Here is an 18,996-nt window from a genome sequence, read left to right as displayed (position 1 = left end):
CGTGAAGGGACGCGGCTTCACCCTTGTCGAGGTCCTCGTCGCCCTCGTCGTCATGGCGACGATGGCGGCCATGGCCTGGCGCGGCATCGACGCCCTGGTCAGGAGCCGCGAGATCGCCCAGGCCCACCTGGCCCAGACGGCCCGGCTGCAGACCGTGCTGGCGCAGTGGGAGGTCGACCTGCGCGCGCTGCAGGACAGCCACAGCATCGTCGCGCCGATCGCCTTCGACGGCGGCAATCTCGTGCTGACCCGCCAGGCGCCGACCGGCCTGCAGGTCGTCGTCTGGAGCCTGCGCGAGGGCAGCCTGTGGCGCTGGGAGAGCCCGGCCCAGCGCACCGTGCAGGACCTGGAAAACCAGCGCCAGCGCGGCCTGCAGCAGCTGGCCCAGCGCAACCCGGCCCTGCGCGCCTTCGACGGCGTGGCCGGCTGGCAGTTCTATTGCTACTGGGGCAATGCCTGGAGCAACTGCCAGTCCACCGGCGGTGACGCCAACAGCAGCAACAACGGGCCGGTCAACAGCAAGACGCCCACCCAGACGCCCGCCGGCCTGCGCGTGGCCATGCAGTTCGCCCCGGGCAGCGGACTGGCCGGCACGCTGACACGCGAGCTCGAGGTGACGGTCCGATGAGTCCGCCGCGTTCAGTTCAGTTTGCGGTTCCGGGCCGAGCGCTGGGCCGCTCCCGAGCCGGCCCGCTTGGGCGTGTGCTCGCGGCTCGATGCCGCGAGCATCGCCGTCCCCTCGGGGGACGGACCAGGTTCGCGCGCGTCCAGCGCTGCGGGACTGGGCGAGGGGCAGAGCAGAAAGGCGCGGCCCTGCTGACCGCCATGATCATCGTCACGCTGATCGCCAGCCTGGCCGCCGGCATGGTCTGGCAGCAGTACCGCGCCGTGCAGATCGAGGCCGCCGACCGCGCCCGCGCCCAGAGCGCTTGGATCCTGCAGGGGGCGCTGGATTGGGCCCGGCTGATCCTGAAGGAGGACGCCGGCGGCAACCGCAATGGCGGCGCGAAGATCGATCACCTCGGCGAGCCCTGGGCCGTGCCGCTGGCCGAGGCGCGCCTCTCCACCTTCCTGGCCGCGGACAAGAGCGCGGCCAGCGATGACGACGGCCCCGAAGCCTTTCTGTCCGGCAATATCGAGGACGCCCAGAGCCGCTACAACCTGCAGGCCCTGCTGACCGGCCCCAAGGTGCCGGAGGTCGAGCAGCGCGTGCTGGAGCGCCTGTGCAACCAGGTCAACGCCGCGCCGAACACGGCCACCCTCATCATCAACGGCCTGCGGACGGCCTTCCCGGCCCAGGCGGCCAGTGGTGCCAGCGCTCCCGGCACGCCGGCAAGCCAGACGGCCATCAGCGAATCCGGTCCGCTGCGGCCCGCCGGCATCGACCAGCTCGCCTGGCTGGGAGTGGACGAAGCCACCATCAAGCGTCTGCAGCCCTATGTGGTGCTGCTGCCCAAGGCCACACCGGTCAACCTGAACACCGCGCCGCGCGAAGTCATCGCCGCGCTGTTTGACGGCGTCGACCTCGCTTCCGCCGAGCGCCTGGTGCAGGGCCGCAAGGCCCAGCCGCTGCAGGCCGTGGACGACGCCAAGAAGTTCCTGCCCGCCAGCGTCGAGTTCGGCACCGACCGTGCGTCGGTGAACTCGTCCTATTTCATCGTCACCGGCCGGCTGCGCCTGGACGAGCGCCAGCTCGAGCAGCGTTCGCTGATCGAGCGCCAGGGCTCGAACATGGTCGTGCTGGCCCGTGAGCGCATCAACCAGCTGCTGGATCGGTGATTCCTTGAACTTGAACCCGGCTACACATCTTCACCGCCAGCCCCGCGCGCCAGCCGGGAAGGTCGTCGCCCCCTCCTAGAATGCGCCGCCCCCTGATTGCCCCATGAGCACCCTGCTGCTGTTCCTGCCGCCAAGGACGCGCCTGCGCGCCCTGGGCAAAGCCGCGCCTGCCGCGGCCGAGCTGCCACGCACCGACGCGGGGCGCGAATACGACTATGCGCTGACGTCGGACGGCCGCCAGATCACGGCCGAGGGTCGCGCTGCGCCGGCCGGGCTGCCCGCTGCGGACAGCGTCATCGCCCTGGTGGGCGAATCCGAGGTCAGCTGGCGCCGCGTCGAGCTGCCGCGCGCCGGCCGCCAGATGCGTGCGGCCCTGGCCGGCAAGCTTGAAGAGGCCCTGCTGGACGACCCCGACACCCTGCATTTCGCGCTGGAGCCCGATGCGCTCGGCGGCGATACGGCCTGGGTCGCCATCACGTCACGCCCCTGGCTGGCCGATCATCTGGCCCAGCTCGAGGCGGCCCAGGTCTTCATCGACCGCGTCGCGCCCCTGTCCTGGCCCGACGAACTGGCGCGCGGGCATTTCCATGAAGCCAACGGCACTGGCATCGCGCTGCGCTGGAGCCACACCGAAGGCGTCGCGACCCTGCCGCTGGACGGCGGCCTGGCCCGCCAGTTCTTCCCACCCGGCCTCGTGCACGCGGCGCAATGGACGGCGACGCCCGGCGTCGCCACCGCCGCCGAGCGCTGGCTGGGCACCACCGTCACCGTGCAGACCCCCGCCCAACGCGCCCTCGCCGTCGTCGACAGCGCCTGGAATCTGCGCCAGTTCGAACTCGCGCCGCGCGCCCGGGGTGTGCGCGCCTTGCGCCTCGTCACTCGCGGGCTGATGCGCAAGCCCTGGCAGCCGGTGCGCTACGGCCTGGCAGCCCTGCTGGTGGTGCAATTGCTGGGGCTCAACCTCTGGGCCTGGCATCAGCACCGCGAAGTCGCAGCGCGCCGCGAGGCCGTCACGACGACGCTGACCACCGCCTTCCCGCAGGTGCGCGCCGTCCTCGATGCGCCGGTGCAGATGCAGAAACAGCTCGACCTGCTGCGCGCCAGCGCCGGCAGCGTCGGCGAGCAGGACCTCGAAGCCCTGCTGGCGGCCGCCGCTACCGCCTGGCCGGCCGACCGACCGCCCACCGAGGCCCTGGCCTTCGAGCCCGGCCGCCTGACGGTGTCGGGCCAGGGCTGGGCCCAGCCCCAGATCGACAACTTCCGCAACCAGTTGCGCAGCGAAGGCTGGCAGCTGGACGCCAGCGAAGGCAAGCTGACCATCAGCCGCGCCAGCGCCCAAGGACGCAGCTGATGGCCCGTTTCAATTCCAGCGGCGGCGACGGCCTCGCTGCCCAGTACCAACAGGCCAAGGCCCAGGCCCTGGCGCAGTGGCAGGCCCTGGGCGAGCGCGAACGCCTGGCCCTCGGCGCCGTCGGCGTGCTGCTCGGCCTGCTCGTGGCCTGGAGCCTGCTGCTCGCACCGGCCCTGCGCACGCTGAAGACGGCACCTGCCGAGCTCGAAAGGCTCGAACTGCAGTTGCAGCAGATGCAGGCCCAGGCCCAGGAGGCGCAATCCCTGCGCGCCGCAACACCGGTTCCGCCGGACCAGGCGCAGGCGGCGCTGAAGGCCTCCGTCGAACATCTGGGCCCGGCCGCCCGCCTGAGCCTGACCGGCGATCGTGCCGTCGTCAGCCTCAACGGCGTCGCCCCCGAATTGCTGCAGGGCTGGCTGGGTGAGGTGCGCGCCGCCGCGCGGGCCCGCACCGTCGAAGCCCAGTTGACCCGTGGCCCCAAGGGCTATTCCGGCACCCTGGTGCTGAGCCTGGGAGGTGCCTGATGGCCTGGTTCGGCAAAAGAAGCGGTCACACCACGCAGCAGCTGAGCGACTCGGTGCTGGGCAGTGGCAACGCTGCTGGCGGCCGGGCCGTGCGCCACCGCACGCCGCTGCGCTGGAGCGTGGCGGGTGCCCTGGTCGGCGTGCTCGCCGCCCTCATCGTCTTCGCTCCGGCCAGTTGGCTGGCACGCACGCTGGCCTCGGCCACCAACGACCACCTGCTCATCGTCGACACGCGCGGCAGCGTCTGGAACGGCTCGGGCGTGCTGGTGCTGACCGGCGGCGCCGGCAGCCGCGACGCTTCCGCCCTGCCCGGCCGGCTGCACTGGCGCATGAGCTTGAAAGGCCTGGGCCTGCAGCTCGCGGCGCGCCAGGATTGCTGCATCAACGGCGACCTGCTGCTGGGCATCAAGCCCGGCCTGGGCCGCATGGAGATCAGCGTCGACAACCAGTCCGACTGGCTGGCCCGCCTGCCCGCCGGCCTGCTCGCGGGCCTGGGCACGCCCTGGAACACGCTGCAGCTGGGCGGCTCGCTGCGCCTGTCGGCGCGCGAGCTGAAGCTGGAGTCGGTGCAGGGCCGCTGGCGTCAGTTTGGCGAGCTGCAGCTGGACCTGCTCAACCTGTCCTCGCGCGTGTCCACCGTCGCGCCGCTGGGCAGCTATCGCTTCACGGTGACGGCCGACACGGCCAACCCCGGGGTCAGCACGATGCGCCTGTCCACGCTGGAAGGCGCGCTGCAGCTCTCGGGTGCCGGCACGCTGAACACCGGCGGCAAGAGCCGCTTCGTCGGTGAGGCCGGCGCCGCGCCGGGCCGCGAAGAAGCGCTGAACAACCTGCTGAATATCATCGGGCGCCGCCAAGGGGCGCGCTCCGTCTTGACGATCGGATGATCATGAATCTCCCACGCAACGCCGTTGCCGTCGCGATCAGCGCGACGCTGCTGGTCACCGGCACCACCCAGGCCCAGCCCGACAGCGCCACGGTGCAGCGCGGCCGCCCGGGCTCGGGCAAGGGTCCGGCCGTCAAGGCCAGCTCGCCGGTCACGCTGAACTTCGTCAACGCCGACATCGAGGCCGTGACCCGTGCCATCGGCGTCATGCTGGACCGCCAGATCATCATCGACCCGCGCGTCAAGGGCACGATCACGGTCTACAGCGAGCAGCCGGTGTCGGTGCGCGATGCCTATCTGAACTATCTCGCCGCCCTGCGCGGCCTGGGCTTCACGGTCGTCGAAGTGGGCGGCCTGCTCAAGGTGCTGCCAGAACCCGAGGCCAAGCAGCAGGCAGGCACCGTCGTGGTGGAGACGACCAACGCGCGCGGCGACCAGATCCTGACGCAGATCTTTCGCATCCAGCACGAGAACGCCAACAACCTCGTCGCCGTGCTGCGCCCGCTGATCACGCCCAACAACACCATCAACGCCAACCCCGGCAACAACAGCCTGGTCATCACCGACTACGCGGACAACCTGCAGCGCATCGCCAAGATCATCGCGGCCATGGACACGCCGGGCACCAGCGACATCGAGATCGTGCCGCTGAAGAATTCCGTGGCGGCTGACCTGGCGCCGCTGGTGCAGCGCCTGGCCGATGGCGGCGGCGCCGTGGGCGCGGCCGTGCCGGGCCAGAGCAGCAGCGCCGTCAACGTGCTGGTCGACCCGCGCTCCAACGGCCTCATCCTGCGCGCCAGCAACCCGGCCCGCCTGGCCGCCGTGCGCGCCATGGTCGACAAGCTGGACCAGCCCAGCGCCGACAGCGGCGGCAACACCATCCGTGTCGTCTACCTGAAGAACGCCGACGCCACCAAGCTGGCCACCGTGCTGCGCGCGGCCTTCGGTGCGGCCGCCTCGGGCAACAGCAACAGCGGCAGCTCCTCGGGCACGTCCAGCCTCAGCGGCAGCGGCTCGCTGACGGGCGCCTCGAATTCGCTGACCGGCGGCAACGCCAACAACAGCAACACCGGCGGCATGACCTCGGCCGCGGCGACGACGCCGCTGACGCAATCGGCCGGCCCGTCCACCGGCGGCTTCGTGCAGGCCGACCCGTCGACCAACTCGCTGATCATCACGGCGGCCGAGCCGCTGTACCGCCAGGTGCGCGCCGTCATCGAGCAGCTCGATTCGCGCCGCGCCCAGGTCTACGTCGAGTCGCTGATCGTCAAGATCGACAACACCAAGGCCGCCCAGTTCGGTGTGCAGTGGCAGAACCTGTTCGGCAACAAGGGCGACAGCACCATCACCGGCGCCGGCACCAACTTCGGCTCCGGCCTGGCCAACATCATCAATGGCACGGTGGCCGTGTCGACCGGCCGCGGCGGCGTGGGCACGGCGCTGAGCTCGGGCACGGCGCCCACGGGCCTGAACATCGGCATCCTGAAGAAGGTCGGCGACTTCTACACCCTGGGCGCGGTCGCCAACTTCTTCGAGAGCCAGAGCGGTGCCAACGTGCTGTCCACGCCCAATCTGGTGGCCCTGGACAACGAGGAAGCCCGCATCGTCATCGGCCAGAACGTGCCCTTCGTGACGGGCTCCTATGCCAGCAGCGGCGCCTCGACAGGCGGCACGGTCAATCCCTTCACGACCGTGGACCGCAAGGACGTCGGCCTGACGCTGAAGATCAAGAGCCAGATCGGCGAAGGCGGCACGGTGCGCATGGTGGTCTACCAGGAGAACTCCTCCGTGGTGCCGGGCTCCAACAGCACCACCGGGCCGACGCTGGACAAGAGCGCCATCGAGACCTCGGTCGTCGTCGACGACGGCGACATCATCGTGCTCGGCGGGCTGCTGAAGGACGAATACACCGACGGCGACGACGGCGTGCCGGGCCTGTCCAAGATCCCGCTGATCGGCAACCTCTTCAGCAGCAAGAACCGCAAGCGCGTGAAGACCAATCTGATGGTCTTCCTGCGCCCCGTCGTCATGCGCAACGCCGAAGGCGCCAACCAGCTGACGCTGGACCGCTACGAGAGCATCCGCGGCGTGCAGCAGAACAGCCAGCCGCAGAAGAGCCTGGTGCTGCCCGACACCGGCGCGCCAGTGCTGCCCGAACCCAAGATTGCGCCGCCCAACAAGGCCCTGCCGCAGCCCTCGCTGCAGACGCCGCCCCAGCAACAGCAGTCGACGCAGTAAGCGAGCCATGCCCGCGACCCGCCACCCCCTGCCCTATGCCTTTGCCAAGGCCAACACCGTGCTGCTGGAGGACGACGGCAGCACGCTGACGCTGTGGGCCCCGCCCGAGGTGGGTTGGGCGACGCTGTCGGAAGTGCAGCGCCTCTACCTGGTGGACAGGCTTGAATCCGAAGCGGCAGGCCCGCTGGCCGAGCGCATCAACGCCGCCTATGCCGGCAGCGAGAGCAGCGCGGCCGTCGTCGTCGGCGAGGTCGAGAGCGCCGTGGACCTGTCGCGCATGATGCAGGACCTGCCCGCCGTGGAGGACCTGCTCGAGGCCGCCAACGACGCGCCCATCATCCGCATGCTGAACGCGCTGCTGACCCAGGCGGCCAAGGACGGCGCCAGCGACATCCACATCGAGCCCTATGAGCGCGCCTCATCGGTGCGCTTCCGCGTCGACGGCACGCTGCGCGAGGTGGTGCAGCCCAACCGCGGCCTGCACGCGGCGCTGATCTCGCGCCTGAAGATCATGGCCGAGCTCGACATCGCCGAGAAGCGCCTGCCGCAGGACGGCCGCATCTCGCTGCGCATCGGTGGCCGCGCCATCGACGTGCGCGTGTCGACGCTGCCCAGCGCCCATGGCGAGCGCGCCGTGCTGCGCCTGCTGGACAAGAGCGAATCCAAGTTCACGCTGGAAGGCCTGGGCATGGACGGCAATGTGCTGTCGGCCTTCAAGAAGCTGGTCCAGCAGCCCCACGGCATCGTCCTCGTCACCGGCCCCACCGGCTCGGGCAAGACGACGTCGCTGTATGCCTCGCTACAGACTGTCGACACCAGCACGACCAATGTGCTGACCGTCGAGGACCCGATCGAATACGAGCTGCCCGGCATCGGCCAGACCCAGGTCAACAGCAAGATCGACCTGACCTTCGCCAAGGCCCTGCGCGCCATCCTGCGCCAGGACCCGGACGTCATCATGATCGGCGAAATCCGCGACTACGAGACAGCGCAGATCGCCATCCAGGCCTCGCTGACGGGCCACCTGGTGCTGGCCACGCTGCACACCAACGACGCGCCCAGCGCCGTCACGCGCCTGACCGACATGGGCGTCGAGCCCTTCCTCCTCAGCAGCTCCCTGCTCGGCGTGCTGGCCCAGCGCCTGGTGCGGCGGCTGTGCCCCGTCTGCAAGCGCCAGGACGAGCACCAGCGCTGGCACCCGGTGGGCTGCGACGCCTGTGGCCACACCGGCTACAAGGGCCGCACCGGCGTCTACGAGCTGATGGTGGCCGACGACGCCGTGCGCAACCTCATCCACAACCGCGCGCCCGAAAGCCAGTTGCAGGCGGCTGCCGAAGCCGCCGGCCTGCGCTCCATGCGCGAGGACGGCGAGCGGCTGATCAATGCTGGCGTCACCTCGCTGGAAGAAGTCCTTCGGGTCACCCGAGAGTAAGCCGTGCCGGCCTACAAATACGAAGCCCTCACCGACGCCGGCCGCCAGAGCAGCGGCCTGATCGAGGCCGACAACCCGCGCGCCGCGCGTGCCCTGGTGCGGGCCCAGGGCCTGACACCGCTGAGCATCGAGATGGTGCAGCAGCACGGTACCCAGGAGGGCAGCCGCTTCACGCGCCGCGTCTTCAGCCCGACGGCCCTGGCGGTCTGGACGCGGCAGCTCGCCGGCCTGGTTGGCTCCAGCCTGCCCATCGAGCGCGCCTTGACGGCCCTGGCCGACGAAAGCGAAGACACCAAGCAGCGCGAACTCATCAGCCAGCTGAAGGCCGAGGTCAACGCCGGCTCGGCCTTCGCGCGTGCGCTGGCCTTGGCGCCGCGCGAATTCGACGAGGTCTATCGCGGCGTCGTCGCCGCCGGCGAACAGAGCGGCGCCCTCGGCAAGGTGCTGGAAAAGCTCGCCGATGACCTGGAAGAACGCCAGGACCTGAAGGCCAAGCTGATTGGCGCCATGGCCTACCCGGCCATCGTGTCCTTCATCTCCGTCCTCATCGTCATCTTCCTCGTCACCTATGTGGTGCCGCAGATCGCGACGGTGTTCACCGGCTCCAAGCGCGCCCTGCCCGCGCTGACGGTGGGCATGCTGGCCATCAGCGACTTTGTGCGCAGCTGGGGCTGGGCCATGCTCGCCGTCCTCATCGCTGGCGGCGTAGCCCTGCGCTTCGCGCTGAAGGCCCCGGCCTTTCGGCAACGCTTCGACGCTGCCATCCTCGGCCTGCCCCTCATCGGACGGCTGGCGCGCGGCTACAACGCGGCACGCTTCGCCGGCACCCTGGCCATGCTGGCCGGCGCCGGCGTGCCCATCCTGAAGGCCCTGCAGGCCGCGGCCGAGACCCTGTCCAACCGGGCCATGCAGGCCGATGCGCTGGACGCCCTGGTGCAGGTGCGCGAAGGCGCGCCGCTGGGCCTGGCGCTGGCGGGCAAGAAGCGCTTCCCCGGCATCCTGGCCATGTTCGCCCGCCTGGGCGAGCAGACCGGCGAATTGCCCGACATGCTGGGCCGCGCCGCGCGCCAGCTCGGCACCGAGGTGCAGCGCCGCTCCATGGCCGCCGCAACGCTGCTGGAGCCCCTGCTCATCGTCGCGATGGGGGCTGTCGTGCTGCTCATCGTGCTGGCGGTGCTGCTGCCCATCATCCAGCTGAACACCTGGGTGAAATAACCGCAGCGGCGCTGCGGCTAGATCTTGCCGATGGCCTTGAGGAGGCTGGTCACGACCGTCAGGACGACCACGCCCAGGCCGAAGCGCAGCCAGGAGGCATCGCGCGCCTTCAAGGCCTGGCTCAGCCACAGCACGCCCAGGATGAAGAACCAGGCGCTGCGCTGGCTGAGGGCCAGCAGGGCCAGGCCGAGCAACTGGGCGGCGAAACGGCCCCACAGCACCGGCGGCAGCCCGTCATCCGCAGCGCGGCGCACCTCGCTCGGCTGAGGCGCGCGCGCCGTCCTGGCCGACGCGGCCTGCGACGGGCTGGGTTTCTTCGCTTCATTGCGCGCGGCACGCTCGGTGTTCAGCCTTTGCTGACGCGCCGCCTTCATCTGGCCGGCGGTCAGGGCCAGTTGCGGTTCGGGTGGCGGCGCCACCAGCCACCAATCGCCCTGCCGGCGCGCCGGCGCCTGGCCTTTGGCGGCCTGGTTGCGGAAGAGATCGGGCTTGCGGGCTGGACCGGCGCTGCCCGACAAGGCCAGCGCACGCTGCAACAGCGGCTGGCCCTGCTGGGCGTTGACCATGTGCACAAAGCGCGCGTAGCCCACCAGCGTGTCGCGCGTGGCAGCCTGGCCCTGCCAGCTGGCGGCCTGCAGCCCTTGCTGGCCGGCGCGGTGCAGGGCCGCGCGCAGCTTGCGACGCTCCTCGCGAGACACCGAAGGCTTGGCGTTGACCACCACGCCGGTCACTTCCTGGCGTGCGCCGCGCCGCATGACACGCTGCTTGTCGGGATGAGGCGTGAAGCCTTCGTCGCCCAGCACATGATGCACCTGGCGCAGCAGCCGGCCCACGCGCGCAGCGGCCTCGCCCGAAGCCGAGAACGTCAGATCGTCGGCATAGCGCGTGTAGCCAAAACCCAGCTTGCCGGCCAGGCCCGCCAGGCGGCGGTCCAGCTTGCGGCACAGCAGGTTGGTCAGCATGGGGCTGGTCGGCGCCCCTTGGGGCAGCACCCGCTCGTGACCCTTGCCGCCGACGAAGAAGCGCTCGCCATCCACCGTAAGCTCGTCGCAGGCGTTCTCGCTGCACAGCAGGGCCAGCAGGCTGGCCACGGCCTCGCCGTAGCCCAGGCCGCGGAACACGCCCTTGATGCGCGGAAAGTGGATGCTGGGGAAGAAGTCCTTCAGGTCGAGGTTGATGACCACGTCCTGGCCGCAATGCGGCACCGCATTGCTGACGATGCTGCGCCCCGGCAGGAAGCCATGGGCGGCCGCATGGCAGGGCACCTTGGCCAGCAGGTTGTCCAGCACCCAGTACTGGGCGCGCTTCAGGCGCGGCATGGGCGCGGAGATGGTGCGCACGCCGCCGGTCTTCTTGGGCAGGTTGAAGCGCCGGTAATGCGTGCTGCGCGCCACCTCGCGGTGGAAGCACAGGAACTTCAGCTCGGCCAGGCTCAGGCCCATGGCCTGGGCCAGCTCCAGCGGCGTGGTCAGCGCCGGCAGGCCGGCCGCCAGGAGGCCAGCCTTGACAGCTTCGGGGTCGGCCTCGGCGCCCAGGCCGCCGGACACGCCCTCGCCCAGATAGCCGGCCTCGGTCTTGCGCGTCTCGTGCCAGCGCAGCGCACGCTCGTAGCGCTGGCGTTCGCGGGCTTGGGCCCTCGCCTCGCGCTGCTCCCGGGCACGCGCCATGCGTTCCCGGCGCATGGCCTCCAGGGCCGCCTGGGGGTCGCCCTTGACGCGCAGTTCCTCCTGCAACGCGTAGAAGGCCTTGTTCAGTTCCTTCTCGCGCGCCAGCAGCGCGGCATCGATGGTGGGCTGGGCGGCGTCGGCGGGCCAGTAGCCCAGGCGCTGCATCTCGGAGAGGACGACGGCGTCCTTGCTGCTCGCGGCGATGCGGGCCAGCAACTCCATGCGGGTCGGCATGCGCTCTGTCATGCCGTCAGCCCTGAAAAGTTGAGTGCAGTGCGCTTCTCATCGAAGAGCCTGAAAGGCTTGAGGGACGGGGGCTGTCCACTCGACGCCGGGCGCCACCCATAGCGCGCATGCGTTCGAAGCGAACCCCATCGGCATGGCGCTATGGGTGGCAGCCCGGCACAGTGAAGACGGCCCCCGTGGTGCGTAGAACGGCAGTTCACAAGGGCGGCGAAACACCGCCCGGATTGCAAGAGCCCACGCACTGCACTCGCCGGCAGTGTAGCGACGGATCTCGTCATGCCGCCTCCCCTGTTTTTGTGGCTTCGTCCAGCTGCGGCTGGGCCAGCTGGCGCAGCGCCAGCATGTGGGCGCACGGCCCGCGCCGCAGCTTGTTCTGGCTGTAGAAGTTGCAGCCGCAATGGCCATCCTGCAGTTGCTGGTCGGCGTTGAGCACCAGCCGCGGTGCCCAGTGGTGGGCGCCGTCGTTCACCGTGCCCTCGATGAGGGTGCGCGTCGCCTCGCGGCGGATGCCGCCCACCCGCACGCCGCGGGCGTGGACGAGGGCCAGCGCGGCCTCTTCTTCCGGGCTGGCAAAGCGCAGGCTCTCCAGCGGCAGCGGTTCGCGCGACAGCTCGCGCCAGGCATAGCGGCCGCTGGGCAGGTCGAAGATGGCGCGGCCCGCCTGCACCCACAGCGTCATGGCGGCATCCACATCGGCCTGCGGCAACCCCGTGCTTGCGGCCAGTTCGGCCGGTGTGGCCAGCCAGCGGGCCTGCAGGGCCTGGGCCACGGCCAGCTTGCTGGCCTCGCTGACCTCGTGGCGGGCCTGCAGCAGGTCGAACCGGCCGGCGGCCGACCAGTCGTTGGACGTCCAGCCCGACAGGCCCAGCGTCACGGTCACGTCGCCCATCTCGACCACCCAGAAGCTGGGCATGCCCGAACCCAGCAGGTGCACGCGCACGCGGGTGGCCAGCGCAATCAGCCGCTCCAGCGTCAGCAGGCGGCGCCGCCCCCACAGCCGGACGCTGCGCGGCTCGGTCAGCGGTGCACCGACGATGGCGCTGCGCTGCGCCTTCAGCTCGATCCCCCACGGCTCCATCACCAGGCGAGCGGGCTGCCCCGGCGCCAGCTCGAAGCGCAGCGAGCGCGGCCCGGCGCGTTCCTTGCGCTGGCGCAGCAGGCTGCACAGGTTGTGCAGGTCCATGGGATGCAGCTCCAGCACGGTGGCCGGCAGCGTCATCGCGCTGGACACCTGCAGGAAGCCGCGCACCCAGCTGTCGGGCAGGTCGATCTTTTCCTCGTGGAATGCTGGGTCGCCCGCCGTGCTGACGGTGAAGCCGGTCGGATCCACCGCGAAGCGCGTGGCCTTGTAGTCGCGGATCTTCTGGAACTCCTCGAACAGGCTGGCCGAGTAGTCGATGTTGGTGGTGCCGCAGGCCATCTCGCCGACGCGATCGAACACATCGTGCCTGATGCTGACGGCGCAGTAGGTCGATTCGTCCTGGCTGAACGCCTCGAACAACAGCCGCTCCGGATGCACGCTGATGACCGGGTCCAGCACGAACCACATGTCGCGATGGGCCTTGTAGAGCCAGTCGAAGTAACGCTGCCGGGCCTTGTAGAACGGCGCCAGCAGCGACACCTTCTTGTTGCGCAGTGCGGTCAGCTCGGCAGAGACTTCCGCCGACCTGGCCTTCAAGGACTCGGACTGCGCCATGAAGCCGGCCAGCAGCTGGCCCTCGTTGGCCTGCAGCCAGGTCTGGTAGGCGCCCGGGTCGCGACCGCGAAAGCGTTGGTCGCTGACCACCACCGAGTGAAGCGCCGACAGCGCCTCGCGAAACACCAGGTGGGCGTGCGAGTCGCGCCGCAACAGGCCCTCGAACCAGGTCGGCGGGCGCAGGGTGTCGGGCGCAAAGCTGAAGGCCTGCGTGGTGGCCGTGTCGTCCACCGTGCTGGCGCCGTAGTACTTGTAGCGGAATTCCATGGCTCAGTGGGGCTGGACCGCGGGCGGCGTCCAGGTGACGAAGGGCAGCGCCAGCTGCGGGTGACGGCGGCTGATGTCGCGCAGGCCGGCGATGTATTGCGGCTTGTCGGTGAGGCTGGCGGTGACGACCTGGCGGGCGAAGATCTCGGCCACCACGGCAGCCGTCTCGGGCGCCTGGACCTGGGCGCGCAGGAACTCGGTGACGCGCGTCTTGGCCACGCGGCCGCGGTGCACCTGGCTCAGCACGGTCAGCAGATAGGGCGTCAGCGCGCGCAGCTGCCGCGCCAGCGCGGCGGGGTCGTCGGCGGGCAGCTCCAGCAGCCATTGCGTGACGAAGAGCTGCACCTGCGTGCTGGGGTGCTGGCTCAGCCGCGTGAGGCACAGCGCCGCGTCGGCCGCGCTCATGCGGCGCACCAGCCGGGCACGGCCCAGCGCCTGCACCCAAGGTTGCGGGTGGTCCACCCAGGCGATCAGCAGTTCCACGTCCAGCGACTCGTCGGCCAGCCGCTCGCCGAACAGTTGGCGGGTGTAGGCCTGCGCATCGTCGAAGCCGGTGTCGGCCAGCGGCAGCAACTCGGCCGACTGCGCCGGCGTGGGCTGCGCGGGCAGGCTGGCGTCCAGGCCCTGCAGGGCCCAGCTGCGCACGCCCACGTCGGCGTGGCGGGCCAGCGTGGCGAGCTGGCGCAGGCTGTAGTCGCTGGCGGCCAAGCCGGGCAATGCCCAGGCGCCATACCGCTGTGCGCCGGTGCTGCGTGCCTGCAGGGCCCGCCATACGCCGGAGGGGTCGCGCGCCGGGGCGAAGCCGGACAGGTCCTGCGTCAGCCAGCGCAGCACGTCGTCGTGCATGCCCTCGCCGGTCTCGCTCTGGAACAGGGCGGCGTGCAATTGATCGGCCAGTCTCCGGCCCAGCGAAGCGTCGCGCGCGGCCAGCCGTGGCAGCGCCGGCGCCACCGCGGCGCGCACGCTGGCGGCGGGTTGCGTGGCCAGCGCGACGAGCAGGTCCACCTGCTGCGCCAGCACCTCGTCGGGGAAGGCAGCCAGCAGCCGGGCACCGCAGGCGCGCAACTCGCCGTCCTCGGCCGACAGCAGGCGCGTGAGCGTGGCCGGCGGCACTACGGCCAAGCCGGCCGGGTGCAGCAGCAGCCATGTCGTCGCCAGGCGCACGACCGGCACGGACGGGTGATCCAGCAGCGGCAGCAGCTCACCCAGCCCCTGCCAGTCTGAGGCGGCGGCGCCCAAGGGGCCTTGCAGCAGTTGTTCGGCCAGTGCGGCGCCGGCGGCCAGGCCCGGGTCATGCTCGTCGGAGGCCAGCAGGGCCGCCAGCAGTTCACGCAGCAGCGGCTCGGCAGGCGCCAGCAGCGCCAGCCCCCGGCCCTGCCCGCGCACGCGGCCGTCGGCCGCCAGCAGCAGCGCCACGACCAGTTCTGCGTACTGAGCAAACGCGGCCGGGTCGCCGGCCATGTGCATCAGCGCGTGCTCGCGCGCCGGGGCGTGCACGCTGGTTGCCATCAGCACCAGCCAGGGCACTTGCTCTGCGGTGTCGGTGAGCGCCGCCAGGCGGGTGCGCACCACGTCGAACCCCAGCGCCGCGGTTGGCTCGTAGGCGCTTTGCAGCAGGCATGCCACCACGCCAGGGGGCTGCTGCCTCACGAAGTCGGCATGGTCTTGCAAGGCGCGCACCACCACGGCCTGCACCAGCGCGCTGCGGCTGCGCAGGGCCAGTTGCAGCAGGGCCTCGGGGTGCGCGTCCCACATGGCCTGCAGCGCTTCGGGGCGCTGCTCGAAGGGGCGGCGGGTGTCCAGGGGTTGGTAGGTCCACCAGCGGCTGGCGCGGGCGCTGGTTTGCAGCGCGGGCCAGCGCGGCAGCAGCAGCTTGGCCACCAGCAGCCAGCCCGCGCCGCGGTGATGCAGCCGCGTCGTGCGCTCGTAGCTGCGGTTGACATAGGCCCAGCGCTGCTCTTCGCGCGGCGGGGCTTGTTCATCGTCCACCAGGCCCAGCAACAGGCTCACGGCCAGCTCGGGGGCCTGCGGATGTTCCAGCGCCGCCCGGCGGCGCAGCTGGCGCCAGGCGCGCAGCCGGAGGTAGTCGCGGGTCTTCTTGCCGAAGGCCTGGGCCGGCGCACGTGCACCGCCGTGGGCGCGCTCGATCCACGCCCCGGTGTCGGGCGACACGTATCGCCGGCCGCTGGGTTTGCCCAGCACCGGCACGCTGTTCTCGAAGCGCGCGTGCAGCAGGCCTAGAGCCTCGGCATCGCGTCGCATCTCGGCGGCCTTGTAGACATAGCGGACGCCCTGGAAGTAAGGCGCCTGCAAGGGCAGGATTTTCAGCAGCCGCAGCAGCGCGGCGCGGGGCTCGGGCTGCGTCCAGGCCACGTCGTACCAGTTGGTGAGCAACTGGGCCCAGTTGGCGGCGCGCGGTGCCAACTGCGCTTCGACCTGGGCCAGCAGCCCTTCGCCGGGCAGGTCGCTGTTCAGCTCAGCGGCCCAGCCTGGCAGCAGCTTGTCGGCGTCGGCGACGCGCTCGGCCGGTGTCGCCAGCATCAACCACGCCTGGCGTGCCATGCGGCAGGTCGCCGGGCTGCGGCCGCGTTGCGACAGCTGCTGCATGGCCTCCGCGGCACCGGGGTCGCCCAGGCGGCCGATGGCCACGGCCAGGCACAGGTCGAGCAGGTCGTCGCCGCTGCTCAGCAGCTCGACCAGCCGCGGTACCAGGCCGCGCAGCGCCTGCTGTGCCGCACCGCCCGACGCCGCATCGCTGACCTCACCGACCCGCCAGGCGGCGCGCGCACGCCGGGCCGGAGCTTCCAGCTTCCAGCGTGCAGGCTGGAAACGCGCCACCAGCGCGGTGATCGAGGCAGGCACTGCGCGGGCGGGCGGCGGGGCCGCGGGCTTCAGGACGGTGGGTTCGGGCGAAGCGTCGGCCAGGTCCGGGAAGCCTTCATGCGACAGCAGCTGGTCGCCCGCGGCCAGGCGCCGGCAGATGAAGTCCCGCGCCCGGCGTTGCGCTTCGGGCAACTCGCAGGGCCTGGGCGTGAGCGACGATTCCCGCGTGGCCTCCCGCACCGTGACGATGTGGCGCGCCGCGGCCGCTAGGTCCAGCGCCACCAGTTCGACCACGCAGCGTTGTGCCGGATTGCGCGACCGCACCAGCGTCGCACGCGCCATCTTTTGCATCGGGAGCCTCCCTGAGCTCGCTCTTGGACTTGATCAGGGGCGCATGGTAGAGCCGTGCAAGCCCTTGCCGACACTGCCCCCTAGCTTCGAGCCCGCTCAGCTGGCGAGGCGGCGCTCGGCCAGCCTGGCCACGCGCGTCAATCCGAAGCACATGACGAAGTAGCTCAGGGCCAGCGTCAGATAGATCTCCACCGGCTTGACCAGCACCTGGGCATTGATCTGGTTGGCGATGAAGCTCAATTCGGACAGGCCGATGATGGTGCCCAGCGACGTCTCCTTGATGGTCGCGACGAACTGGTTGATCAGCGAGGGCAGCATGTGGCGCAAGGCCTGGGGCAGCAGCACCGAGCGCAGGGCTTGGCTGCGCGTCATGCCCAGCGACATCGAGGCCTGCAACTGGCCGCGCGGCAGGGCCTGCAGGCCGGCGTGCACGATCTCGGCGAGGTAGGCGGCGTCGAAGACGATCAGTGCCATCAGCATGGTCCAGAACTGGTCGGTCTTGTGGCCGGTGACCGTGGGCAGGAAGAAATAGGCCCAGAACACCACCATCAGCAGCGGCGTGCCGCGCACGACCCAGACCCAGGCCGTCACCGGCCGACGCAGCCCCGCGCGCGGGCTGAAGCGGGCCAGGCCGAGCAGCACGCCCAGCGGCAGCGCCAGCACCAGGCCGAGCGTGGCCAGGATGACCGTCAATGCCAGGCCGCCGAGCGGGCCGTGCGGGTACTGGCCAACGAGGAAATACAGCCAGTAGGTGTCAACCAACTCGATCATCGCCGGGCCTCCCGCGGCGACACGTGGTGCTGCGCCCATTGCGCCAGGCCCGTCAGCACCAGCGACACCGACAGATAGGCCACGGTGACAAGGGCAAAGGTCTCGAAGCCGCGGAAGGTCGCGGACTCGACGCGCTGGGCCTCGGTCATCAGCTCGGCCGCGCCGATGACGGTGGCGATGCTGGTGTTCTTCCAGAGGTTCAGCGTCTGCGACAGCAGCGGTGGCAGCGTGATGCGCAGGGCCTGCGGCAGCACCACCAGGCGCATGCCGGCCAGATAGCTGAAGCCCAGGGCCATGGCCGCGTCAAGCTGGGCGCCGGGCACGGCGCGCACGCCGGAGCGGATGTCCTCGGACATATAGGCCGCCGTGTACAGCGTCAGCGCGGCCCAGGCACTGAAGACTTCGATATTGCCCGCATAGACCTGGGCCTTGATGCCGGCCGGCAGCAGTTCGGGCACGCCGAAATACCAGAACAGCATGTGCACCAGCAGCGGCACGCAGCGCACCGCCTCGACATAGCTCTCGCCGACGACGCGCAGTGGCGCCCAAGGCGACAGGCGCAGCAGCGCGATGAAGACGGCCAGCGGCAGCGCGGTCAGCAGCGTCAGGCCGGTCAGCAGCAGCGACAGGCGCAGGCCTTCGAGCAGCCAGCTGAGGTAGTCGCCCTGCAGCAGCGGGGCAAAGGACAGGACGGGCATGGGGTTCACGGACAAACAAGACAGCCGCCGGCCCTCGTGAGGCGGCGGCTGCGATCAATGCGACAGGTGCTTAGCTTTCAACCTTGTCGCTGTCGATCTTGAAGGTGCGCTTGGGGAACTTCAGGCGCGTGTCGGGGCCGTACCACTTGACGAACAGTTTGTCGGCGTCGCCGCCCTTCTCCAGGCCGGTCAGCGCGGCATCGACCTCGGCCTTCAGGCGCTTCTCGCCCTTCCTGATGCCGATGGCCAGCGGCTCGACGCTGATGTTCTGGTCCAGGATGCGGTACTGCGCCGAGGCAGCACCCAGCTTGGCATGCTGGTCCAGCAGCGAGACCTCATCGTTGACAAAAGCCACGCCCTTCCCCTGCTGCAGCGCCTGGAAGGCCTGGGGGCCGGTGTCGAAGGTGACGACGTCGACCTGGGGCACGGCCTTGCGGATGTTGGGCTCCTGGGTGCCGCCCTTGATGGTGACGACCTTCTTGCCCGTCAGCGCGGCGAGGTTCTGGATGCCGCTGTCGGCCTTGACTAGCACCTTCTGGCCGGTGACGAAGGTGGTCAGCGAGAAGTCGATGACGGCCTCGCGCTCCTTGTTGTGCGTGAGGGACGCGGCCAGCAGGTCCACATGACCCTGCTGCAGCTCGGGGATGCGTGCGGCCACGGCGAGCTGCTTGATCTGCAGCTTGACGCCCAGCTTGGCGGCGATGGCGCGGGCCAGGTCGACTTCGTAACCAATGATTTCGCGCGTCTTGGGGTCGATGAAGCTGTTGGGCTCGTCGGTGCCGAGCACGCCGACGACCAGTTCGCCCTTCTTCTTGATGTCGTCGAGTTGGTCGGCGTGGGCGACCTGGACAGCCAGCAGGCCGGTGGCGATGAGGGCCTGGGTCAGCAGGCGGCGGGAGAGGGACATTTCAGCTTCCTTGTGGGATCAACGTGGCCGCACTCTAGGAATCGCATAAGCGCTCGTGAACGACGCTTTTCGCATTTGCTTGTGCGGCAGCGCTTTCATCGAAAAACGTGCAAGCTCAGGTGAAAAACGGGATTGCGCGCGAAGC

14 protein-coding genes are annotated in these 18,996 nt (G+C 70.3%); 8 read left to right on the top strand and 6 right to left on the bottom strand.

Features of this window, described 5'->3' with window-relative positions; genetic code table 11:
• The first annotated feature begins 1 nt into the window (after position 1).
• The 8 genes from ACS5PN_RS20850 to gspF all read left to right on the top strand — a co-directional run bounded on the left by ACS5PN_RS20850 (position 2) and on the right by gspF (position 9,425).
• Positions 2-628: a PulJ/GspJ family protein gene (locus tag ACS5PN_RS20850; RefSeq protein WP_439465932.1), complete on the top strand. Its 627-nt coding sequence runs from the start codon at positions 2-4 to the stop codon at positions 626-628.
• A gap of 74 nt (positions 629-702) precedes the next feature.
• Positions 703-1,779, top strand: coding sequence for a type II secretion system minor pseudopilin GspK (gspK, locus tag ACS5PN_RS20845; protein ID WP_439465931.1), 1,077 nt, complete (start codon positions 703-705; stop codon positions 1,777-1,779).
• 103 nt (positions 1,780-1,882) lie between these two features.
• The gene (gene gspL / locus ACS5PN_RS20840; RefSeq protein WP_439465930.1) at positions 1,883-3,130 is read left to right on the top strand and encodes a type II secretion system protein GspL; all 1,248 of its coding nucleotides are present in this window, start codon (positions 1,883-1,885) and stop codon (positions 3,128-3,130) included.
• Positions 3,130-3,654, top strand: coding sequence for a type II secretion system protein GspM (gene gspM, locus ACS5PN_RS20835; protein ID WP_439465929.1), 525 nt, complete (start codon positions 3,130-3,132; stop codon positions 3,652-3,654). Before gspL ends, gspM begins: the two co-directional genes overlap by 1 nt.
• On the top strand, positions 3,654-4,541 hold the full coding sequence (gene gspN, locus ACS5PN_RS20830; RefSeq protein ID WP_439465928.1) for a type II secretion system protein N: 888 nt from the start codon (positions 3,654-3,656) through the stop codon (positions 4,539-4,541). Before gspM ends, gspN begins: the two co-directional genes overlap by 1 nt.
• Positions 4,542-4,543: 2 nt before the next feature.
• Positions 4,544-6,778 (top strand): type II secretion system secretin GspD, encoded by a 2,235-nt coding sequence (gspD, locus tag ACS5PN_RS20825; RefSeq protein ID WP_439465927.1) that lies wholly within the window; start codon positions 4,544-4,546, stop codon positions 6,776-6,778.
• Positions 6,779-6,785: 7 nt separating this feature from the next.
• The gene (gspE, locus tag ACS5PN_RS20820) at positions 6,786-8,210 is read left to right on the top strand and encodes a type II secretion system ATPase GspE (RefSeq protein WP_439465926.1); all 1,425 of its coding nucleotides are present in this window, start codon (positions 6,786-6,788) and stop codon (positions 8,208-8,210) included.
• 3 nt (positions 8,211-8,213) lie between these two features.
• The gene (gene gspF / locus ACS5PN_RS20815) at positions 8,214-9,425 is read left to right on the top strand and encodes a type II secretion system inner membrane protein GspF (protein WP_439465925.1); all 1,212 of its coding nucleotides are present in this window, start codon (positions 8,214-8,216) and stop codon (positions 9,423-9,425) included.
• Positions 9,426-9,442: 17 nt separating this feature from the next.
• Here gspF and ACS5PN_RS20810 read toward each other — a convergent pair whose 3' ends face one another.
• The 6 genes from ACS5PN_RS20810 to ACS5PN_RS20785 all read right to left on the bottom strand — a co-directional run bounded on the left by ACS5PN_RS20810 (position 9,443) and on the right by ACS5PN_RS20785 (position 18,851).
• Positions 9,443-11,338: a reverse transcriptase family protein gene (locus ACS5PN_RS20810; protein WP_439465924.1), complete on the bottom strand. Its 1,896-nt coding sequence runs from the start codon at positions 11,336-11,338 to the stop codon at positions 9,443-9,445.
• A 274-nt stretch (positions 11,339-11,612) separates the two neighbouring features.
• A complete protein-coding gene (locus ACS5PN_RS20805) occupies positions 11,613-13,301 on the bottom strand; it encodes an SWIM zinc finger family protein (RefSeq protein ID WP_439465923.1) in 1,689 nt (562 codons plus the stop codon).
• Between the two features lie 3 nt (positions 13,302-13,304).
• Positions 13,305-16,475, bottom strand: a complete 3,171-nt coding sequence (locus ACS5PN_RS20800; protein WP_439465922.1) for a hypothetical protein — start codon at positions 16,473-16,475, stop codon at positions 13,305-13,307.
• Positions 16,476-16,571: 96 nt separating this feature from the next.
• A complete protein-coding gene (locus ACS5PN_RS20795) occupies positions 16,572-17,246 on the bottom strand; it encodes an amino acid ABC transporter permease (RefSeq protein WP_439465921.1) in 675 nt (224 codons plus the stop codon).
• Positions 17,243-17,944, bottom strand: coding sequence for an amino acid ABC transporter permease (locus tag ACS5PN_RS20790; RefSeq protein WP_439465920.1), 702 nt, complete (start codon positions 17,942-17,944; stop codon positions 17,243-17,245). The genes ACS5PN_RS20795 and ACS5PN_RS20790 overlap by 4 nt, the downstream gene beginning before the upstream one ends.
• Before the next feature lie 70 nt (positions 17,945-18,014).
• Complete coding sequence (locus ACS5PN_RS20785; protein ID WP_439465919.1) at positions 18,015-18,851, bottom strand: ABC transporter substrate-binding protein; 837 nt, start codon at positions 18,849-18,851, stop codon at positions 18,015-18,017.
• Positions 18,852-18,996: the final 145 nt, after the last annotated feature.

Source organism: Roseateles sp. NT4 (assembly GCF_051857475.1).
Lineage (GTDB): Bacteria > Pseudomonadota > Gammaproteobacteria > Burkholderiales > Burkholderiaceae_C > Pelomonas.
Note: the sequence above shows the minus strand (reverse complement) of the source record. Positions and strands in the feature narration are given on the sequence as shown.

Bases quoted from the DNA above. Each gene is read 5' to 3' on its own strand.
- gspM (WP_439465929.1), top strand. From the start codon at position 3,130: ATGGCCCGTTTCAATTCCAGCGGCGGCGACGGCCTCGCTGCCCAGTAC.
- ACS5PN_RS20785 (WP_439465919.1), bottom strand. From the start codon at position 18,851: ATGTCCCTCTCCCGCCGCCTGCTGACCCAGGCCCTCATCGCCACCGGC.
- gspD (WP_439465927.1), top strand. From the start codon at position 4,544: ATGAATCTCCCACGCAACGCCGTTGCCGTCGCGATCAGCGCGACGCTG.
- ACS5PN_RS20805 (WP_439465923.1), bottom strand. From the start codon at position 13,301: ATGGAATTCCGCTACAAGTACTACGGCGCCAGCACGGTGGACGACACG.
- gspE (WP_439465926.1), top strand. From the start codon at position 6,786: ATGCCCGCGACCCGCCACCCCCTGCCCTATGCCTTTGCCAAGGCCAAC.
- gspN (WP_439465928.1), top strand. From the start codon at position 3,654: ATGGCCTGGTTCGGCAAAAGAAGCGGTCACACCACGCAGCAGCTGAGC.
- ACS5PN_RS20810 (WP_439465924.1), bottom strand. From the start codon at position 11,338: ATGACAGAGCGCATGCCGACCCGCATGGAGTTGCTGGCCCGCATCGCC.
- ACS5PN_RS20800 (WP_439465922.1), bottom strand. From the start codon at position 16,475: ATGCAAAAGATGGCGCGTGCGACGCTGGTGCGGTCGCGCAATCCGGCA.
- ACS5PN_RS20790 (WP_439465920.1), bottom strand. From the start codon at position 17,944: ATGCCCGTCCTGTCCTTTGCCCCGCTGCTGCAGGGCGACTACCTCAGC.
- ACS5PN_RS20795 (WP_439465921.1), bottom strand. From the start codon at position 17,246: ATGATCGAGTTGGTTGACACCTACTGGCTGTATTTCCTCGTTGGCCAG.
- gspL (WP_439465930.1), top strand. From the start codon at position 1,883: ATGAGCACCCTGCTGCTGTTCCTGCCGCCAAGGACGCGCCTGCGCGCC.